Raw genomic sequence first — 16,181 nt, 5'->3', positions numbered from 1 at the left:
TTGAGCTTATTCGACTGCGGCGTAGAGCATCGACTTGATCTCGCGCCGGATCGGGTAGGTGCTGGACGGCATCAGCTGCGTCATGAAGATCATGATCACATCCTCTGCCGGGTCGACGAAAAAGGCGGTCGAAAACATGCCGCCCCAGTAGAAATCGCCATTCGACCCCGCGACACCGGTCGCTGCACTGTCGATGGTGGTGGCAAAGCCGAGACCGAAGCCAGCGCCGGCATTTTCCGCCTCGCTGAACAGCGCCTTGCTGTGCTGGGTCAGGTCGCCGCCGCCGGGCAGATGGTTCGCGACCATCAGGTCGAGCGTCTTGCGACCCAGGATGCGTGCCCCTTCGAGCCGCCCACCGTTCAAGAGCATACGGCAGAATCGGTGATAGTCGGCAAGCGTCGAGGCCATTCCGCCGCCGCCCGAAAGCTGGCTGGGCTTGCGGCCCCAGGCGGTGGTCGCGCCCGGATCGTAGAGCTTCATCTTCTCGGTCGGGTGGAAGACATAGCAATCGGGCACGCGGCCGAGCTTGTCTTCAGGGATCTGGAAATGGGTGTCGACCATGCCGAGCGGCTTCGTGATGCGATCGGCGATGACCTGGTCGAGCGGCTTGTCGTCCATCCGCTGCAAGATCGCGCCGAGGATGTCGGTCGAGATCGAATAATTCCACGCCGTGCCGGGATCGAACTGCAGCGGGATCTGCGCGAGGATCTTGATGAATTCCTCGAGGTCCGGCCCGGCAAACGCCTCAAGCTTGCGCGCGCGATAGGCGGCGTCGATCGGCGTGCGTTCCTGGAACCCATAGGTCAGGCCCGAAGTATGCCGCAACAGATCGATCATCCGCATCGGCTGCGTCGTGGGGCGCGTGACGAACGGCTGCGCGCCGCCGCCCGAAACGAACACGCCCAGGTCCTTCCATTCGGGGATGATGCGGTGGACAGGGTCTGACAGCGCGATACGGCCTTCCTCGACCAGCTGCATGAAGGCGACCGAGGTGATCGGCTTGGTCATGCTGGCGATGCGAAAGATCGCATCCTGCTGCAGCGGCTGACCTTCGCGCGCATTGCCCTGCAGCGACAGGTGCGCCAGTTCGTGGCCGCGCCCGATCAGCAAGGCTGCGTGCGGCAGGCGACCGGTATCGAGATATTTGGCCCGAATATGGGCAGGAATGCGCTCCAGCAGGCTCTGGTTGAAGCCAAGATCGGCCGGATCGGACACAGAGAGAGACATCAGATAACTTTCATTTCTCCAGGGAGGACAGGGATCAGGTGGCTGTCTGGCCGAAACGCTGGCGCGCATAGGGGTGCGAGCTGGTGAGGCCACCGTCGACGACCAGCGCATGGCCGTTGACATAGCTGGAACGATCGGACGCCAGGAACAGCGCCGCCTCGGCAATCTCGTTCGGCACCCCGCCGCGCTGCATCGGGTTGAGCTGGCCGATCTTGTCTTCGAAGCCCTTTTCGCGCGCCTTGCTATAGATGAACTCGGTCATGCCGGTCTCGATCAGGCCGGGGCAGATCGCATTACAGCGCACGTTGCTGCCGGTGAGCTGCTGCGCGCCGATGCGCACCAGGTTGATCACGCCCGCCTTGCTCGCGGTATAGGCGGGGCCACCCGCGCCCGAACGGAGCCCCGCGACCGAGGCGGTGCAGATGATCGAGCCGCCGTTTCCGGCATCCGCCATGGCCTTGCCTGCATGCTTGATCGCAAGGAACGGGCCGATCAGGTTGATCTTCAGGATGCGCTCCCATTCCTCCACGGTCTGGTCGAAAATGCCCTCGAACCCACCCGAGACGCCCGCATTGGCGAAAAAGACATCGAGCCGACCATGCAGCTCGAGCGCCTTGGCAACCAGCATCTGGACATCGGCTTCGCTGCTGGCATCGGCCTGAACGGCGGTGATGGCATCGGGGTTCTGCGCGGCGGTGTCATCCTGCTTGCCGGTAATGTCGGTGGCGATGACCTTTGCGCCATGCGCGGCGAACAGCAGCGAACTTGCCCGGCCAATGCCGCTGCCCGCCCCGGTAACGATTGCAACCTTGCCCTGCAAATCCATGGAATTTCCTCTCGCTTTCGTTTCGCGCGACTTAAAGCGCCGCTGCTATGGATGTGCCGCCGTCGATCACGATCGACTGGCCGGTGATATAGGTCGACGCATCTGATGCCAGAAACACAGCTGCGCCTGCAATCTCGTCGGGCTGGCCGATGCGGCGCAGCGGAGTGATCCGGCGGACATAGCCCATCACCTTCTCGTCCTCCCACAGCGCCCGGGCCATGTCGGTCTGGATCAGCCCCGGCGCGATGCAATTCACGCGGATCGCGTCGGGTCCCAGCTCATAGGCGAGGTTGCGCGCCAGCTGAAAGTCCGCCGCCTTGCTGATATTGTAGACGCCGATACTGCCCGATCCCTGCATCCCGCCGATCGACGAGATGATGATCACCGATCCCTTGCCCGCAGCCTTCATGTCGGGCAGCACCATCTGCACCAGCCAGTGGTTGGACAGGATATTGTTGTCCATGATCTTGCGGAACTGGTCGTCGCTGATCCCGCCCATCGGCCCGTAATAGGGGTTGCTGGCGGCATTGCAGACGAGGATGTCGACCGGCCCCAGCTCGGCCCGGGTGCGATCGACGAGGTTCTGCAGGTCTTCCTTGCGCGAGATGCTGGCGGCAACAGCAATCGCGGTGCCTTCGCCAAACTCGCTATTGAGTTCGGCAGCGACTGCATCGCAGGCGTCCTGATTGCGGCTCGAGATCGCGACCTTCGCCCCGTGAGCGGCATATTTGCGCGCGATCGCCGCGCCGATCCCGCGCGAGGAGCCAGTGACGATCGCGACGCGCCCGGTCAGATCGAAGCTGCGATCGCTCACTGTGCGCCGGCTTTCTTGGCATATTCCCACGCCGCCTGGGCGAGCGGGATGACGCGCTGCGCCATCTGCGCGGCCTGCGCGCTCGATGCGGTGCCGTCGATCACGCGTTTCTTGATGCCCTGCAGGATCGCGGCGATGCGGAACTGGTTATAGGCGAGATACCAGTCCATGTCCGGGACCTCGTCCAGCCCGGCCTTCTCGACATAGCGCGCCAGCGCCTCCTCGAGCGTCGGGATGCCCAGCGCCTTGGTGTCGACACCGAGCAGGCCGTTGCGGCCCTCGGCGGGCTGCACCCAGCTCATCAGGAAATAGCTGAGGTCCGCGATCGGATCGCCCAGCGTCGAGAGCTCCCAGTCGAGCAGCGCGATGACCCTGGGCTCGTCATGCGCGAAGATCATGTTGTCGATGCGGAAATCGCCGTGCGCGATGCCGACGCCGCGCTGTTCGGGCACGGTCTTTTCCAGCCACTCGATCAGCTGGTCCATTTCCGGAATCGTCTCGGTCTCGGAAAGGCGATACTGCTTGGTCCAGCGCGAGATCTGGCGCGCGCAGTAATTGCCGGGCTTGCCGTAGTCTTCCAGGCCGATCGCGGCGGGATCGAAGCTGTGCAGATGCGCCAGCGTATCGATCATCGCGTTGTAGATCGCGGTGCGCTGTTCGGGGGTCTTGCCGGGCAGCGTGCCGTCCCAATAGCTCGCGCCATCGGTGAACGCCATCACGTAGAACATCGATCCGATGACCGAGTCATCCTCGCACAGCCCGAACTGGCGCGAGACAGGGAAGCCCTGATCGTAGAGCGCGGCCTGGACGCGATATTCGCGGTCCACAGCATGCGCCGAGGGCAGCAGCGGGCCGAAGGGCTTGCGCCGCAGCACATAGGCCGCTTTCGGCGTGGTCACCTTGTAGGTCGGGTTCGACTGGCCGCCCTTGAACTTGGAAAGGGTGAGCGGGCCTTCGAAGCCTTCGACATTGCCCTCGAACCAGCGGGTGAGGCTCGCTTCGTCGAGCCGGTCCTGTTCGGGCACGTCCATCGTGCCGGTCATCGTCGCCTGCGCGTCGATCTGTTCCATCAGATTCTGTCCTCACCCAATTCAATTATAGACGATGACTGACCGCGCAGAATCACCGACCCTGAGCGCGTCGAAAGCCTCGTTGATGCGTCCCAGCGGCAAGCGTTCGGCAATGATCGTGTCGAGGTCAAGCATTCCGCGCATGTAGAACTCGACCAGGCGCGGGATTTCAACCGGAAAACGATTGTCGCCCATCAGCGAGCCCTGCAGCTTTTTGCCCTGCAGCAGTTCCATTGCCGACAGGCCGACCTTCTCGGCGAGCGGCATCATGCCCAGGATTGTCGCGGTGCCGCCGCGCCGGAGCACCCTGACCGCCAGATTGGCCGACGCCGGACGACCCACCGCTTCGATGGCATGGTGCACGCCACCCTTGGTCAGTTCGATCACCTGTTCGGCCGCGCCATCGGCGCTCGAATCGATGCAATCGGTCGCGCCCAGCTTCTCGGCGAGCGCGCGCTTGTCGGCCACCGGATCGATCGCGATGATGCGGCCCGCGCCCGCGATCTTGGCTGCGTTCACTGCCGCCAGGCCGACGCCGCCGCAGCCGACGATCGCGACCGTCTCGCCCGGCGTCACGTCCGCTGCGTTGAACACCGCGCCCGCGCCCGTCGTTACCGCGCAGCCGATCACGCAGGCGCGATCGAGCGGCATATCGGGGTTGATCGCGACACAGGCATGTTCATGCACCAACATCTGTTCGGCATAGGCCGACAGGTTGAGCAGCTGGTTGACTGGCGCGCCATCGAGGCTGAGCCGCGGGTGCTGGTGGGGAGCGCGCTTGGTATCCTGGCCGATGCACAAGGCCATGCGCCCGGTGACGCAGAATTCGCAATGGCCGCAATAGGCGCTGAGGCAGGTGACCACGGCATCGCCGGGTTTCACCGTGGTCACGCCATCGCCGACCGCCTCGACAATGCCGGCAGCTTCATGGCCGGGGATGAAGGGCAGGGGGGCGGGATAGCTGCCATCGACGAAATGCAGGTCGGATCGGCACACCCCGGTCGCCGCGGTGCGGATCAGCACCTCGCGCGGGCCGGGCTTGTCGATGGTGACGTCGCGGATCTCGAGCGGCTTGCCCGGTTCGAAACAGATGGCAGCTTTCATGAGTCTCTCTCCATTGCTCCTCGCCCCTTCAGGGGAGAGGAAACGAAGCCTTGGCAGCTTGCTGCCTAGGCGCAGTTGGAGAGGGGATGCGGCCTAACGCACGCTTGCCCCTCTCCCTGCTTCGCTAAAGCAAAGCTTTCCCTCTCCCCTGAAGGGGAGAGGGCCTGATCGTCAGCGCGCTACGCCCAGATCGCCCGAGGTGAAGCCACCCTCGGCATCGTTGGCGCCATGCTTGCCCATTTCGAGCCGTGCGATGGTGCGGTTGTGCACCTCGTCCGGACCGTCGGCGAGACGCAGCGTGCGCATGTGCGCATAGGCCTTGGCGAGGCCGAAGTCCTCGCTGACACCCGCGCCACCATGCGCCTGGATGGCATCGTCGATGACCTTGAGTGCGATGCGGGGAGCGGCGACCTTGATCATCGCGATCTCGGCCTTGGCGTATTTGTTGCCGACCTTGTCCATCATGTCCGCCGCCTTGAGGCAGAGCAGGCGCGTCATCTCGATATCGATGCGCGCTTCGGCGATCCGCTGTTCCCAGATCGAATGCTCCGAAATCCGCTTGCCGAAGGCGACGCGCGACTGGAGGCGGCGGACCATCTTGGCGAGCGCCTCTTCGGCGACACCGATGGTGCGCATGCAGTGGTGGATGCGGCCCGGTCCAAGGCGGCCCTGCGCGATCTCGAAGCCGCGGCCTTCCCCGAGCAGCATGTTGCTCGCCGGGATGCGCACGTCCTTGAGTTCGATTTCCATATGGCCGTGCGGCGCATCGTCATAGCCGAACACCGGAAGATGACGCACGATGTTCACGCCGGGCGCGTCGAGCGGCATCAGCACCATCGACTGCTGCGCGTGGCGCTTGGCCTCGAAATCGGTCTTGCCCATGACGATCGCGATCTTGCAGCGCGGATCGCCCGCACCCGACGACCACCATTTGCGGCCGTTGATGACATATTCGTCGCCCTCGCGGCGGATCGAGGTTTCGATATTGGTCGCATCGGACGAGGCGACCTGCGGCTCGGTCATCAGGAAGGCCGAGCGAATCTCGCCGTTCATCAGCGGCTTCAGCCACTGCTCCTTGTGTGCAGCGGTGCCATAGCGGTGCAGCACTTCCATGTTGCCGGTGTCGGGCGCGGAGCAGTTGAAGATCTCGCTCGCCATCTCCACCCGGCCCATCTCCTCGGCGCACAGCGCATATTCGAGGTTGGTGAGACCGGGACCGTCGAATTCGAAGCTGTCGTCGACATGCGGCAGGTTGGGGTTCGACGGCGGCATGAACAGGTTCCAGATGCCGGCGGCCTTGGCCTTGGCCTTTTCGTCCTCGATGACCTGCAGCACCTTCCAGCGGCCACCCTCGGCCTGCTGCGCGTAATAGTCCTTCACGCGCGGGCGGACATGCGCCTCGATATGGCTGCGGACGCGGTCGCGCCAATAGGCCTGGCGTTCGGTAAGATCAAAATCCATGGCTCATCTTCCTTTCGTGAAACTCTTCAGGGTTGGGCGATCTGGGCCAGGCGCGCCTCATGATCGGCGCGGCCCAGGGGAAAGCGGGTGAACAGCCACGCGCAGACGAGACCGATCAGCGTCGTGGCGATGGCAAAGGTCAGTGCGAGCCGGTCGATCACGTCCGGCGCGACCTGGCCCGGCTGGGCATTGTCGGGGAAACCGGCAATGGCGAGGATCAGCGCCGAGGCGAGGATACCGAGCCCGCCGATGCATTTCTGCATGAAGAAGAAACCGGCAAAGAAGATGCCTTCGGTGCGCTTGCCGGTCTCGGCCTCGCTCGCGTCGGTGACATCGGCGATCATCGAACTGATCATCATCATCGCACAGATGCCGAAGGTGATCGAAAGCGCGATCAGCGACAGGATCACGATCGTTATCGTGCCGCCGCCGGTTGCCGGAAACAGGCCCGCCAGCCGCAGCCAATAGGGCGCGGTGGCAAACATCAGCGACAGCAGCGAGGCGATCGCGGCGGTCCGCGGCTTTTCGAGCCGGCGCGAGGCGGGGCCAACAATGAAAAAGGCGACCGCGACCCCCAGGAACAGCACGAACGGGTAGATGTTGAACACGCTCTGTTCGAATTCCCAGACGTACAGCATCAGATAGTTCTGTAGCGCGAAAAACAGTCCCTGATTGGCAAAGGCGCACATTCCGGCGGCGAGCAGCAGCTGGAACGGCTTGAAGCGCAGCGCGGCAATGAAGTCCCTGAAACCGTGTGAATGCGCGGCGGGGGCATCGGTATTGGGGTGCGCGAGCAGCCGGTGCGTGCCCAGCGCCGAGACCACTACCGAAACGATCATCACCACCGATCCGACCAACGCATAGCGGTGATAGCCATTGGGGTTGAGCACGCCATTGTCAAAACCCGGCTCGGGCACCAGCAGCAGCGCGTAGGCCGCGTAGAGCATCACCAGCCCGCCCATCCAGCCGAACAGGAAGCGGTAGCGCAGCACTTCGGTGCGCTCGTGATAATCGCGGGTCATCTCGGGCAGCATGGCGAGCGCCGGGACCTCATAGGCCGAGAACGAGAAACGCACCGCCATCGCCACCGCGATCAGGTAGAAGAACAGCGCGCCATTGCTCCATTCGGGCGGATTCCACAGCAGCAGCCATGACAGCGCGATCGGCAGCGCTGCGCCGTACAACCAGGGATGGCGGCGACCCCAGCGGCTGCGCGTCGCATCCGACCGGTGGCCGACAAAGGGATCGAAGAACGCATCGGCCACCAGCGCCAGCGCGACGGCGAGGCCAACCTGCTCGGCGGGCATGCCGATGACCTGGTTGAAATAGATCAGCAGGAAGACGGCAAAGCCGTTGTCCTTGATGCCATAGGCGACCGAACCGAATCCGAAGGCGAGCTTGGTGCCCATCGACACCTTTTGCGCGGCCGCAGGCAGGGGAGGGACTCCGGCAACGGTCATGCGATGGAGCTTTGCCCGCCGCCGAGCAGCCCGTCCGCCCGGTGCCGATGCACCTGCGTTGCGATGGCCGGTATGGCCCGCTGCATTGATTCTCTCCCGTTCGTGTCCTTGGGCCAATACCATATGGCAGCTACCGTAAACGTCAACTGCCGTGAGGGTGACGTTACGGCATCCGGCCTAGGATTCAACAGGCTTGCAGCCGCCTTGCGTCCACCATAGACTGGCCCGCGACGGACGGTTTTGGCCGCAGGAAAAGCTTCCCGGCCCCGCCCTTTGGGACCCTATTGGGAATACAGGCGCAGAGAGGATGACGATGAGCGATCTCGATCAGTTCAGGACAGAAGTGCGCGCATGGCTGGAGGAAAATTGCCCCGCCGAAATGCGCGAGCCGGTGCGCGGCGATGACGATGTGTGCTGGGGCGGACGCAACTGGCAGTTCAAGAACGAGGCGCAGAAGCTGTGGCTCGAGCGCTGCGTCGCCAAGGGCTATACCGTGCCCGATTGGCCCAAGCCCTATGGCGGTGCCGGCCTGACCGGGCCTGAAACCAAGATCCTGCGCCAGGAAATGGCGCGCATCAACGCGCGTCCGCCGCTTTCGAGCTTCGGCATCTGGATGCTTGGCCCCGCGCTTCTGCATTTCGGTACCGAAGAGCAGAAGGTGCATTATCTGAACCAGATCGCGCGCGGCGAAATCCGCTGGTGCCAGGGTTATTCGGAGCCGGGTTCGGGATCGGACCTCGTCAGCTTGCAGACCTATGGCGAGGACAAGGGCGATCACTGGGTGGTCAACGGCCAGAAAATCTGGACCAGCTATGCCGACAAGTGCGACTGGATCTTCTGCCTGGTGCGCACCGACAAGACGAACAAGTATCAGGGGATCTCGTTCCTGCTGTTCGACATGGAGACGCCCGGCGTCACCACCAAGCCGATCAAGCTGATCAGCGGCAATTCTCCCTTTTGCGAGACCTTCTTCGACAATGTCGTGGTGCCCAAGCACCAGATCGTCGGCGAACTCAACCGCGGCTGGGATGTTGCCAAATATCTGCTCGGCCATGAGCGCGAGATGATCTCGGGCGGGGGTCTCGGCGATGGCGCGCCTTCGCTCGGCGCGCAGCTCAAGAACTCGATCGGCACCAATGGCCTCGGTCAGCTCGACGACGGCATCCTGCGTGCCGAACTTGCGCAGTTCGATGTCGATGCGCTGGCGTTCAAGGCGATGGCCGAGCGCTTCGGCGACGAGATGAAGGCGGGCAAGGGCCATCCCGCCCAGCCCAACATGATGAAATACGCCGGAACCGAACTCAACAAGCGCCGCCACGAGCTGGTGATGGCAGGCAATGGTTCGGACGCGCTCGAATGGGAAAGCGAAGCCTCGAAGGGCGGTGCCAAGGCGCGCAACTGGCTGCGCACCAAGGCGAACAGCATCGAGGGCGGCACCAGCGAGGTGATGCTCAACGTCATCTCCAAGCGCATCCTGGATTTGCCGGGCGCGTGAACCATTTTGGCCCTCTCCCCTTGAGGGGAGAGGGTTGGGAGAAGGGGCAACCCTCTCGTTTTTCACATCATTCAAAGGGCCGGGCAGGGCTTCGTTCCCCTCTCCCCGGCCGTCTCCCCTGAAGGGGAGAGGGAGACTTAAAATGCCCATGTTCCTCAACGAAGACCAAGCCATGCTGCGCGACAGCGCGCGCGAATTTCTCAAATCCGAAGCCCCGGTCGGCCATATGCGCAAGCTGCGCGACGAAGGCTGCAAGGACGGTTTCCGCCACGCGCTGTGGAAGCAGTTCGGCGAGATGGGCTTTACCGGCATCCTGATCGGCGAAGACGATGGCGGGCTTGGCCTGGGCCATGTCGAGGCCGGCGTGGTGCTCGAAGAAATCGGTCGCAATCTGTCGCCTTCGCCGTTCCTGACCACGGCGGTCGCGGGCGTGTCCGCGCTCAACCATGGTGGCCAGCACCTCAAGGACAAGTTCTTCCCCGGCATCCTCGCGGGCGAGACCGTGCTGGCGCTGGCGATCGACGAGCATGCCAAGCATCGCCCGGCGCAGATCGCGACCAAGGCGGAGAAATCGGGCAACGGCTTCAAGCTCTCTGGCAAGAAGCAGTTCGTCGTACAGGGCGCGAGCGCCGACGCGCTGATCGTCGCTGCCCGCACCGCCGGAGCTCCGGGCGAGACCGACGGGATCACGCTGTTCGTCGTCGACAAGGACGCTGCCAACTTGGGCGTCGACAACACCCGGCTGGTCGACAGCTCGATGGCCGCGCATGTCACGCTCGACGGTGTCGAGGTCGATGGTGATGCGGTGATCGGCGAGGTCGATCAGGGCTGGCAGGTGCTTACCGCGCTGCTCAAGGCGGGGCGCGCAGGTTCTGCCGCCGAGCTGGTCGGCGTCGGATCGGGCGCGATGGACATGACCGTCGATTATCTCAAGCAGCGCAAGCAGTTCGGCCGTCTGATCGGCGAGTTCCAGGCGCTGCAGCACCGTGCGGCGCACCTCTACAGCGAGATGGAAATTGCCCGCGCCGCCGTGCTCAAGGCGCAGCAGCTGCTCGACGAGGGCCAGGACAGCGCCGACATCTTCGTGTCGGTCGCCAAGGCCAAGGCCGGACGCAGCGCCAATCTGGCGGTCCGCGAAGGTGTGCAGATGCACGGCGGCATCGGCATGACCGACGAGTATGATATCGGCTTCTACATGAAACGCGACCGGGCGCTCAACGAGTTCATGGGCGATGCGAACTTCCACGCAGGCCGCGTGGCAGAAATCTTCGGATATTGATCAACCTCTAGCCCCTCCCCTTGAGGGGAGGGGTTGCGGTGGGGAATTCAAGGGTGGCGCAGCTATGCCCCACTCCCAGCCCCGCCCCCAAAAGGAGAGGGGAGTATTTGCATGGCACTCGATCCCGAAATTTTCGACGCGCTGCTAGAGGGCGTCCGCCGCTTCGTTGCCGAACGCCTGCGTCCGCTCGAAGCCCAGGTTTCCGAAACCGACGAAATCCCCGACGATCTGGTGCAGGACATGCGCGAGCTTGGCCTGTTCGGCCTGTCGATCAGCGAGGATTATGGCGGTCTCGGCCTCAACATGGAGGAGGAGGTCCGCATCGCCTTCGAACTCGGGCGTACGTCGCCCGCGATGCGCTCCACTTTCGGCACCAATGTCGGCATCGGCAGCCAGGGGCTGGTGATGGACGGCAACGAGGCGCAGAAGGCGAAGTACCTGCCGCTGATCGCCAGCGGCGAGATCATCACCTCGTTCGCGCTGACCGAGCCCGATGTCGGATCGGACAGCGGCTCGGTCAAGACCCGCGCCGAGCTCGATGGCGACGCCTATGTGCTCAACGGCTCGAAGCGTTACATCACCAATGCCGACAAGGCTGACCTGTTCACGGTGATGGCGCGCACCGGCGGGCCCGGACCCAAGGGGGTCACCGCGTTCCTGGTGCCGCGCAATCTGCCCGGCCTTTCGGTCGGCAAGCCCGAGCGCAAGATGGGCCAGCAGGGCGCGCATGTCTGCGACGTCAATTTCGACAATGTGCGCGTGCCCGTGGAAAATCGCCTGGGCGCGGAAGGTGACGGCTTCAAGGTCGCGATGCGGGTGCTCGATCGCGGGCGGCTGCACATTTCGGCGGTGTGCGTCGGGGCGGCCGAGCGGCTGATCGCGGACAGCATCGCCTATGCCAGGGAGCGCCAGCAGTTCGGCAAGCCGATCGCCGAATTCCAGCTGATCCAGGCGATGATCGCCGACTCGGTGGCCGAGTGCAAGGCGGCCAAGGCGCTGGTGCTGCAGACCGCCAGGGCCAAGGACCGCGGCGAGCGCATCACCGAGGACTGCGCCTGCGCCAAGCTGATCGCTTCCGAGATGGTCGGCCGCGTCGCCGACCGCGCGGTCCAGATCTTCGGTGGCGCGGGCTATATCGCCGACTATGGCATCGAACGCTTCTACCGCGATGTCCGCCTGTTCCGCATCTACGAGGGAACCAGCGAGATTCAGCGGACCATCATTGCAAGGGAAGCCTTGCGTTCGGAGGGATGAACATGAGCATTGAAAATCTGTTTTCGGTCAAGGGCAAGGTGGCGCTCGTCACCGGTGGCTCGCGCGGCATCGGCAAGATGATCGCACAGGGCCTGATCGCCGCTGGCGCCAAGGTCTATATCTCGGCGCGCAAGGCCGCCGCCTGCGATGCGACCGCCGAGGAGCTGGGCCCCAACTGCATCTCGCTGCCCTGCGACGTCTCCAGCGTCGAGGGCGCACGCCAGCTCGCCGCGAATCTCGCCGAGCACGAGAGCCGCCTCGACATTCTGGTCAACAATGCCGGCGCTGCCTGGGGTGCAGAGTTCGAGGATTTTCCCGAAATCGGCTGGGACAAGGTGATGGACCTCAACGTCAAGTCGCCCTTCTTCCTGACCCAGGCGCTGCATGGCCTGCTCAAGGCCGGTGCCAGCGCCGAAACCCCGGCCAAGGTGATCAACATCTCCTCGGTCGATGGCATGCGGGTCAATCCGTGGGAAACCTATAGCTATCAGGCGAGCAAGGCGGCTCTGATCCAGCTTACCAAGCGCATGGCGGTCCGCCTGCTGCGCGACCATATCTATGTCACCGGCATCGGCCCCGGCGCGTTTCCGTCGGACATGAACAAGGCCGCGCGCGATTATGGCGACAAGGTGGCCAGCGGCATCCCCAACAAGCGCGTCGGCGACTGGCAGGACATTTCGGGCGCGGTGATCTTCCTCGCCAGCCGCGCGGGCGATTACGTCATCGGCACGACCATCCCGGTCGATGGCGGCATCGTCAATGCTTCGGTCCCGCAGGGTGGTTACGATCCCGAAGGCCATTGATCGGTCCCGACAGGACGTAAAATCACGGCGCGCGCACTGGTTGCGCGTGCCGTTTTCATGCACAGTGCCTGGAAATATTCATGGGGAGCTGTGTGATGGGAATGCGCAACGTGGCGATGGCAATCGGCCTAAGCATGGCAGTTGTTGCGACCGGTCCGATCGCCGAGGCGCAATCCCGCAAATCCTCTCCCTCACTCGGCGGATCGATGAAGAGCCTGCTTGGCAATGCATCGGACAGCGCGCTCGATCAGCTCGGACAGCCCGGTGCCTTCTATGCGGACCAGGCTGTGCGCATCCTCCTCCCCGGCACGCTGCAAAAGGCGACCAAGCTGATGCGGCTCACCGACCGGGCGGGCATCACCAACAATCTGGTCAAATCGCTCAACGATGCCGCCGGGCTTGCGGCGCAGGAGGCCAAGCCGGTGTTCCGCTCGGCGATCGATTCGATGACGCTGGCCGATGGCGTCGGCATCGTCGCGGGCGGCGATACCGCAGGCACGCAATATCTCCGGCGCACCTCGGGCGAGGTGCTGCGGCAGAAAATGCGGCCGCTGGTGAGCAATGCGCTGGGCCGGACCGGCGCTTTCAAGCAGCTCGACAGTCTTGGCAGCAGCGGTACCGGCGGGGTTCTGGGAGCGCTGGCAGGCGTCGATCTCAGCCGCGACGGCCTGATCGATAGCGTCACCGACCAGGCAATGTCGGGCATCTTCACCTATATCGGACGCGAGGAAGCCAAATTCCGGAAGAACCCGCTCAAGTCCGGCAAGAAGTTGCTCGACCGGGTGATGTAAGCTGCCTCAGGGGGCGGGCGCGTTCATCAGGTCGCGGACATAATCGATCAGCCCGGTCTGGCGCGCGCGGCGCATCCGTTCCGAGTTCAAAATCTGGCGGACCTTGTCGAAACAGCTTTCGACATTGTCGTTGATGACGACGAAATCATAGCCGTCCCAATGGCTGATCTCGTCCTGCGCGCGCGCCATCCGTCCGGCGATCACCTCTTCGCTGTCGGTGTTGCGGCTGCGGAGGCGGCGGTGCAATTCCTCGAGCGACGGCGGCAGGATGAACACGCGCACGACATCGCCCTCGGCGCGCTGATACAGCTGTTGCGTACCCTGCCAGTCGATGTCGAAGAGGAAGTCCTGCCCGTCGCGAAGACCCTGTTTCACCTGGGCCTTGGGCGTTCCGTAGTAATGCCCGAACACCTTGGCCCATTCGAGCAATGCGTTTTCCTCGACCAGGCGATGGAATTCGGCCTCGTCGATGAAATGATAATCCTTGCCATCGACCTCGCCGGGGCGCGGCGGGCGCGTGGTTACCGACACCGACAGTGCGATATGTCCGTCCTGCTCGAGAAGCATCCGCGCGATGGTCGATTTGCCCGCGCCAGATGGCGAAGACAGGATGAAAAGCAGGCCGCGGCGGGCAAGGGGGGCTTGGATAACGGTGTTGACCATGGCGGCTCATGGCCAAAGCCGCCGCCAAAGGTCAACCAGTTTGTGTGTTACAATTGGCGCGTCAAGGCTTGGGCGGCTTGGCCTTCTGCTTGCGCTGGTCATAGACCGCCTTGGCAAGCAGCGCTCCGCCGACGAGCAGCGCACCGGGAACCGAGCGGGTGGCAATGCGCGCGGCAATGGCGCCCATGACCGTGCCGCCGAACACCGTTGCGGCAATCTGGCTGCGCGCCTTGGCACCGATCATGTTGCGCACCAGCTCGTCATTGGCCGCTGTGGTGATCAGGCGGCTCGCGCCATTCCAGGCACCGACCGTCCAATGCGGGCGGGCGGCGGGTGGCGCAGCGGTGACGCCGGTCCCGTCGACCGGTGCCGGTGCGTTCACCACCGGCGCGGTGCTTGCAGGCGTTTCGGGGGTGGACGGGCTGTTGTTCACGGGGTTGGTCATGGCACATCCATAGCTGATTTGGGCTCCGTCCTCAAACGCCTGCCGCCGCAGGAGCGTTCCCGCAACCAGTCAGCGACCGATCATGTCCTGCGGGCGGACACGCGCATCGAACGTCGCCTCGTCGACCAGCCCCAGTGCCAGCCCCGCCTGCTTGAGCGTCAGCCCGTGCTCGTGCGCGTGCTTGGCGATCTTCGCGGCATGGTCATAGCCGATAACCGGGGCAAGCGCGGTGACGAGCATCAGCGAGCGATCCACCAACTCGGCGATCCGCGACTCGTTGGCCTTCATCCCCTCGACGCAGCGCTCGGCAAAGCCCTCCATCCCCGTCGCCAGCAGATCGATCGACCGCAGCACGTTCGCGCCGATCAGCGGCTTGAACACGTTGAGCTCCATATGCCCCTGCAGCCCGCCGATGGTGATCGCCTGATGGTTGCCCATCACCTGGGCTGCCACCATGGTCAGCATCTCGCACTGGGTCGGATTGACCTTGCCAGGCATGATCGAGCTGCCCGGCTCGTTGGCGGGAAGCTCGAGTTCGCCAAGGCCCGAGCGCGGGCCCGAGCCGAGCAGGCGGATATCGTTGGCGATCTTGGTCAGCGCCACCGCCAGCGTGTTGAGCGTGCCCGACAAGTGCACCAGCGGGTCGTTGCTCGCCAGCGCCTCGAAGCTGTTCTCCGCCGGGTGAAAGGGATGGCCGGTGATCTCGGCGATCGCTTCGCACATGGCCTGCGCAAAGCCCCTGGGGGCATTGAGGCCGGTGCCGACTGCGGTGCCGCCGATCGCGAGCCGATAGGTGCCCGCCACTATCGCCGGTTCGATCCGTCGTCCGCAGCGATAGAGCTGGTTGGCATAGCCGGAAAATTCCTGGCCCAAGGTCAGCGGAGTCGCATCCTGCAAATGGGTGCGCCCGATCTTGACGATGTGATCCCATGCCTGCACTTTTGCCGCCAGCGCAGCGGTCAGCCGGTCGAGGGCAGGGCGCAACCGCGTCTGCACCGCAAGGCTGGCCGCGATATGGATCGCGGTCGGAAAGGCGTCGTTCGACGACTGGCTCTTGTTGACATGATCGTTGGGGTGCACCGGCGCCTTGCCGCCACGCTGGCCGGTCAGCAGCTCGTTGGCGCGGCCCGCGATCACCTCGTTGACGTTCATGTTGCTCTGCGTGCCGCTGCCGGTCTGCCAGATGGTGAGCGGGAACTGATCGTCGAGTGCACCGGAGGCGACTTCGGCCGCCGCGTTCTCGATCGCATCGGCGAGCTCTGCGGGCAGGCCATGGTCGCGGTTCACGCGCGCCGCCGCCTGCTTGACCACCGCGAGGCCATGCACGATGCCGATCGGCATGCGCTCGTGCGGCGCGAAGGGGAAATTCTCGAGGCTGCGCTGCGTCTGAGCGCCCCAATAGCAGCTCGCCGGGACCGCGATCTCGCCCAGCGAGTCGCTTTCGATGCGGGTATCGATGTCTGTCAAAGGCCCTGTCCGTGAAAGGCGG

General features: G+C 64.2%; 15 protein-coding genes. 5 read left to right on the top strand and 10 right to left on the bottom strand.

Annotation, left to right across the window (positions count from 1 at the left end; translation table 11 throughout):
* Window positions 1–6 precede the first annotated feature (6 nt).
* The 7 genes from AX725_RS15305 to AX725_RS15275 all read right to left on the bottom strand — a co-directional run bounded on the left by AX725_RS15305 (window position 7) and on the right by AX725_RS15275 (window position 7,962).
* Complete coding sequence (locus tag AX725_RS15305) at window positions 7–1,227, bottom strand: serine hydrolase domain-containing protein (RefSeq protein WP_060976953.1); 1,221 nt, start codon at window positions 1,225–1,227, stop codon at window positions 7–9.
* A gap of 34 nt (window positions 1,228–1,261) precedes the next feature.
* The gene (locus AX725_RS15300) at window positions 1,262–2,053 is read right to left on the bottom strand and encodes an SDR family NAD(P)-dependent oxidoreductase (protein ID WP_060976954.1); all 792 of its coding nucleotides are present in this window, start codon (window positions 2,051–2,053) and stop codon (window positions 1,262–1,264) included.
* Window positions 2,054–2,084: 31 nt separating this feature from the next.
* Window positions 2,085–2,867, bottom strand: coding sequence for an SDR family NAD(P)-dependent oxidoreductase (locus AX725_RS15295; RefSeq protein ID WP_060976955.1), 783 nt, complete (start codon window positions 2,865–2,867; stop codon window positions 2,085–2,087).
* A complete protein-coding gene (locus AX725_RS15290) occupies window positions 2,864–3,937 on the bottom strand; it encodes a phosphotransferase family protein (RefSeq protein WP_060976956.1) in 1,074 nt (357 codons plus the stop codon). The genes AX725_RS15295 and AX725_RS15290 overlap by 4 nt, the downstream gene beginning before the upstream one ends.
* 21 nt (window positions 3,938–3,958) lie before the next feature.
* On the bottom strand, window positions 3,959–5,041 hold the full coding sequence (locus AX725_RS15285) for a Zn-dependent alcohol dehydrogenase (RefSeq protein WP_060976957.1): 1,083 nt from the start codon (window positions 5,039–5,041) through the stop codon (window positions 3,959–3,961).
* Between the two features lie 171 nt (window positions 5,042–5,212).
* Window positions 5,213–6,502, bottom strand: a complete 1,290-nt coding sequence (locus AX725_RS15280) for an acyl-CoA dehydrogenase family protein (RefSeq protein WP_060976958.1) — start codon at window positions 6,500–6,502, stop codon at window positions 5,213–5,215.
* A 26-nt stretch (window positions 6,503–6,528) separates the two neighbouring features.
* Window positions 6,529–7,962: an MFS transporter gene (locus AX725_RS15275; RefSeq protein ID WP_066114810.1), complete on the bottom strand. Its 1,434-nt coding sequence runs from the start codon at window positions 7,960–7,962 to the stop codon at window positions 6,529–6,531.
* 313 nt (window positions 7,963–8,275) lie between these two features.
* Here AX725_RS15275 and AX725_RS15270 point away from each other — a divergent pair, with 313 nt between their 5' ends.
* The 5 genes from AX725_RS15270 to AX725_RS15250 all read left to right on the top strand — a co-directional run bounded on the left by AX725_RS15270 (window position 8,276) and on the right by AX725_RS15250 (window position 13,584).
* Window positions 8,276–9,457, top strand: coding sequence for an acyl-CoA dehydrogenase family protein (locus AX725_RS15270; protein ID WP_060976979.1), 1,182 nt, complete (start codon window positions 8,276–8,278; stop codon window positions 9,455–9,457).
* A 142-nt stretch (window positions 9,458–9,599) separates the two neighbouring features.
* Window positions 9,600–10,736, top strand: a complete 1,137-nt coding sequence (locus AX725_RS15265) for an acyl-CoA dehydrogenase family protein (RefSeq protein WP_060976960.1) — start codon at window positions 9,600–9,602, stop codon at window positions 10,734–10,736.
* A gap of 111 nt (window positions 10,737–10,847) precedes the next feature.
* The gene (locus AX725_RS15260) at window positions 10,848–11,990 is read left to right on the top strand and encodes an acyl-CoA dehydrogenase family protein (protein ID WP_060976961.1); all 1,143 of its coding nucleotides are present in this window, start codon (window positions 10,848–10,850) and stop codon (window positions 11,988–11,990) included.
* 2 nt (window positions 11,991–11,992) lie between these two features.
* The gene (locus tag AX725_RS15255; RefSeq protein ID WP_060976962.1) at window positions 11,993–12,793 is read left to right on the top strand and encodes an SDR family oxidoreductase; all 801 of its coding nucleotides are present in this window, start codon (window positions 11,993–11,995) and stop codon (window positions 12,791–12,793) included.
* A gap of 95 nt (window positions 12,794–12,888) precedes the next feature.
* The gene (locus tag AX725_RS15250; protein WP_066043501.1) at window positions 12,889–13,584 is read left to right on the top strand and encodes a DUF4197 domain-containing protein; all 696 of its coding nucleotides are present in this window, start codon (window positions 12,889–12,891) and stop codon (window positions 13,582–13,584) included.
* Between the two features lie 6 nt (window positions 13,585–13,590).
* Here AX725_RS15250 and gmk read toward each other — a convergent pair whose 3' ends face one another.
* The 3 genes from gmk to fumC form a co-directional block, all read right to left on the bottom strand.
* A complete protein-coding gene (gene gmk / locus AX725_RS15245) occupies window positions 13,591–14,247 on the bottom strand; it encodes a guanylate kinase (protein WP_060976964.1) in 657 nt (218 codons plus the stop codon).
* A 61-nt stretch (window positions 14,248–14,308) separates the two neighbouring features.
* Window positions 14,309–14,692, bottom strand: coding sequence for a hypothetical protein (locus AX725_RS15240; protein ID WP_060976965.1), 384 nt, complete (start codon window positions 14,690–14,692; stop codon window positions 14,309–14,311).
* A gap of 69 nt (window positions 14,693–14,761) precedes the next feature.
* Window positions 14,762–16,159 (bottom strand): class II fumarate hydratase, encoded by a 1,398-nt coding sequence (gene fumC, locus AX725_RS15235; protein ID WP_231725737.1) that lies wholly within the window; start codon window positions 16,157–16,159, stop codon window positions 14,762–14,764.
* Window positions 16,160–16,181: the final 22 nt, after the last annotated feature.

It is taken from the genome of Blastomonas sp. CCH9-A1, from assembly GCF_001557175.1.
GTDB classification, from domain to species: Bacteria; Pseudomonadota; Alphaproteobacteria; order Sphingomonadales; family Sphingomonadaceae; genus Blastomonas; species Blastomonas delafieldii_A.
The sequence above is the reverse complement of the archived record's forward strand: the minus strand, read 5'-3'. Positions and strand labels throughout refer to the sequence as shown.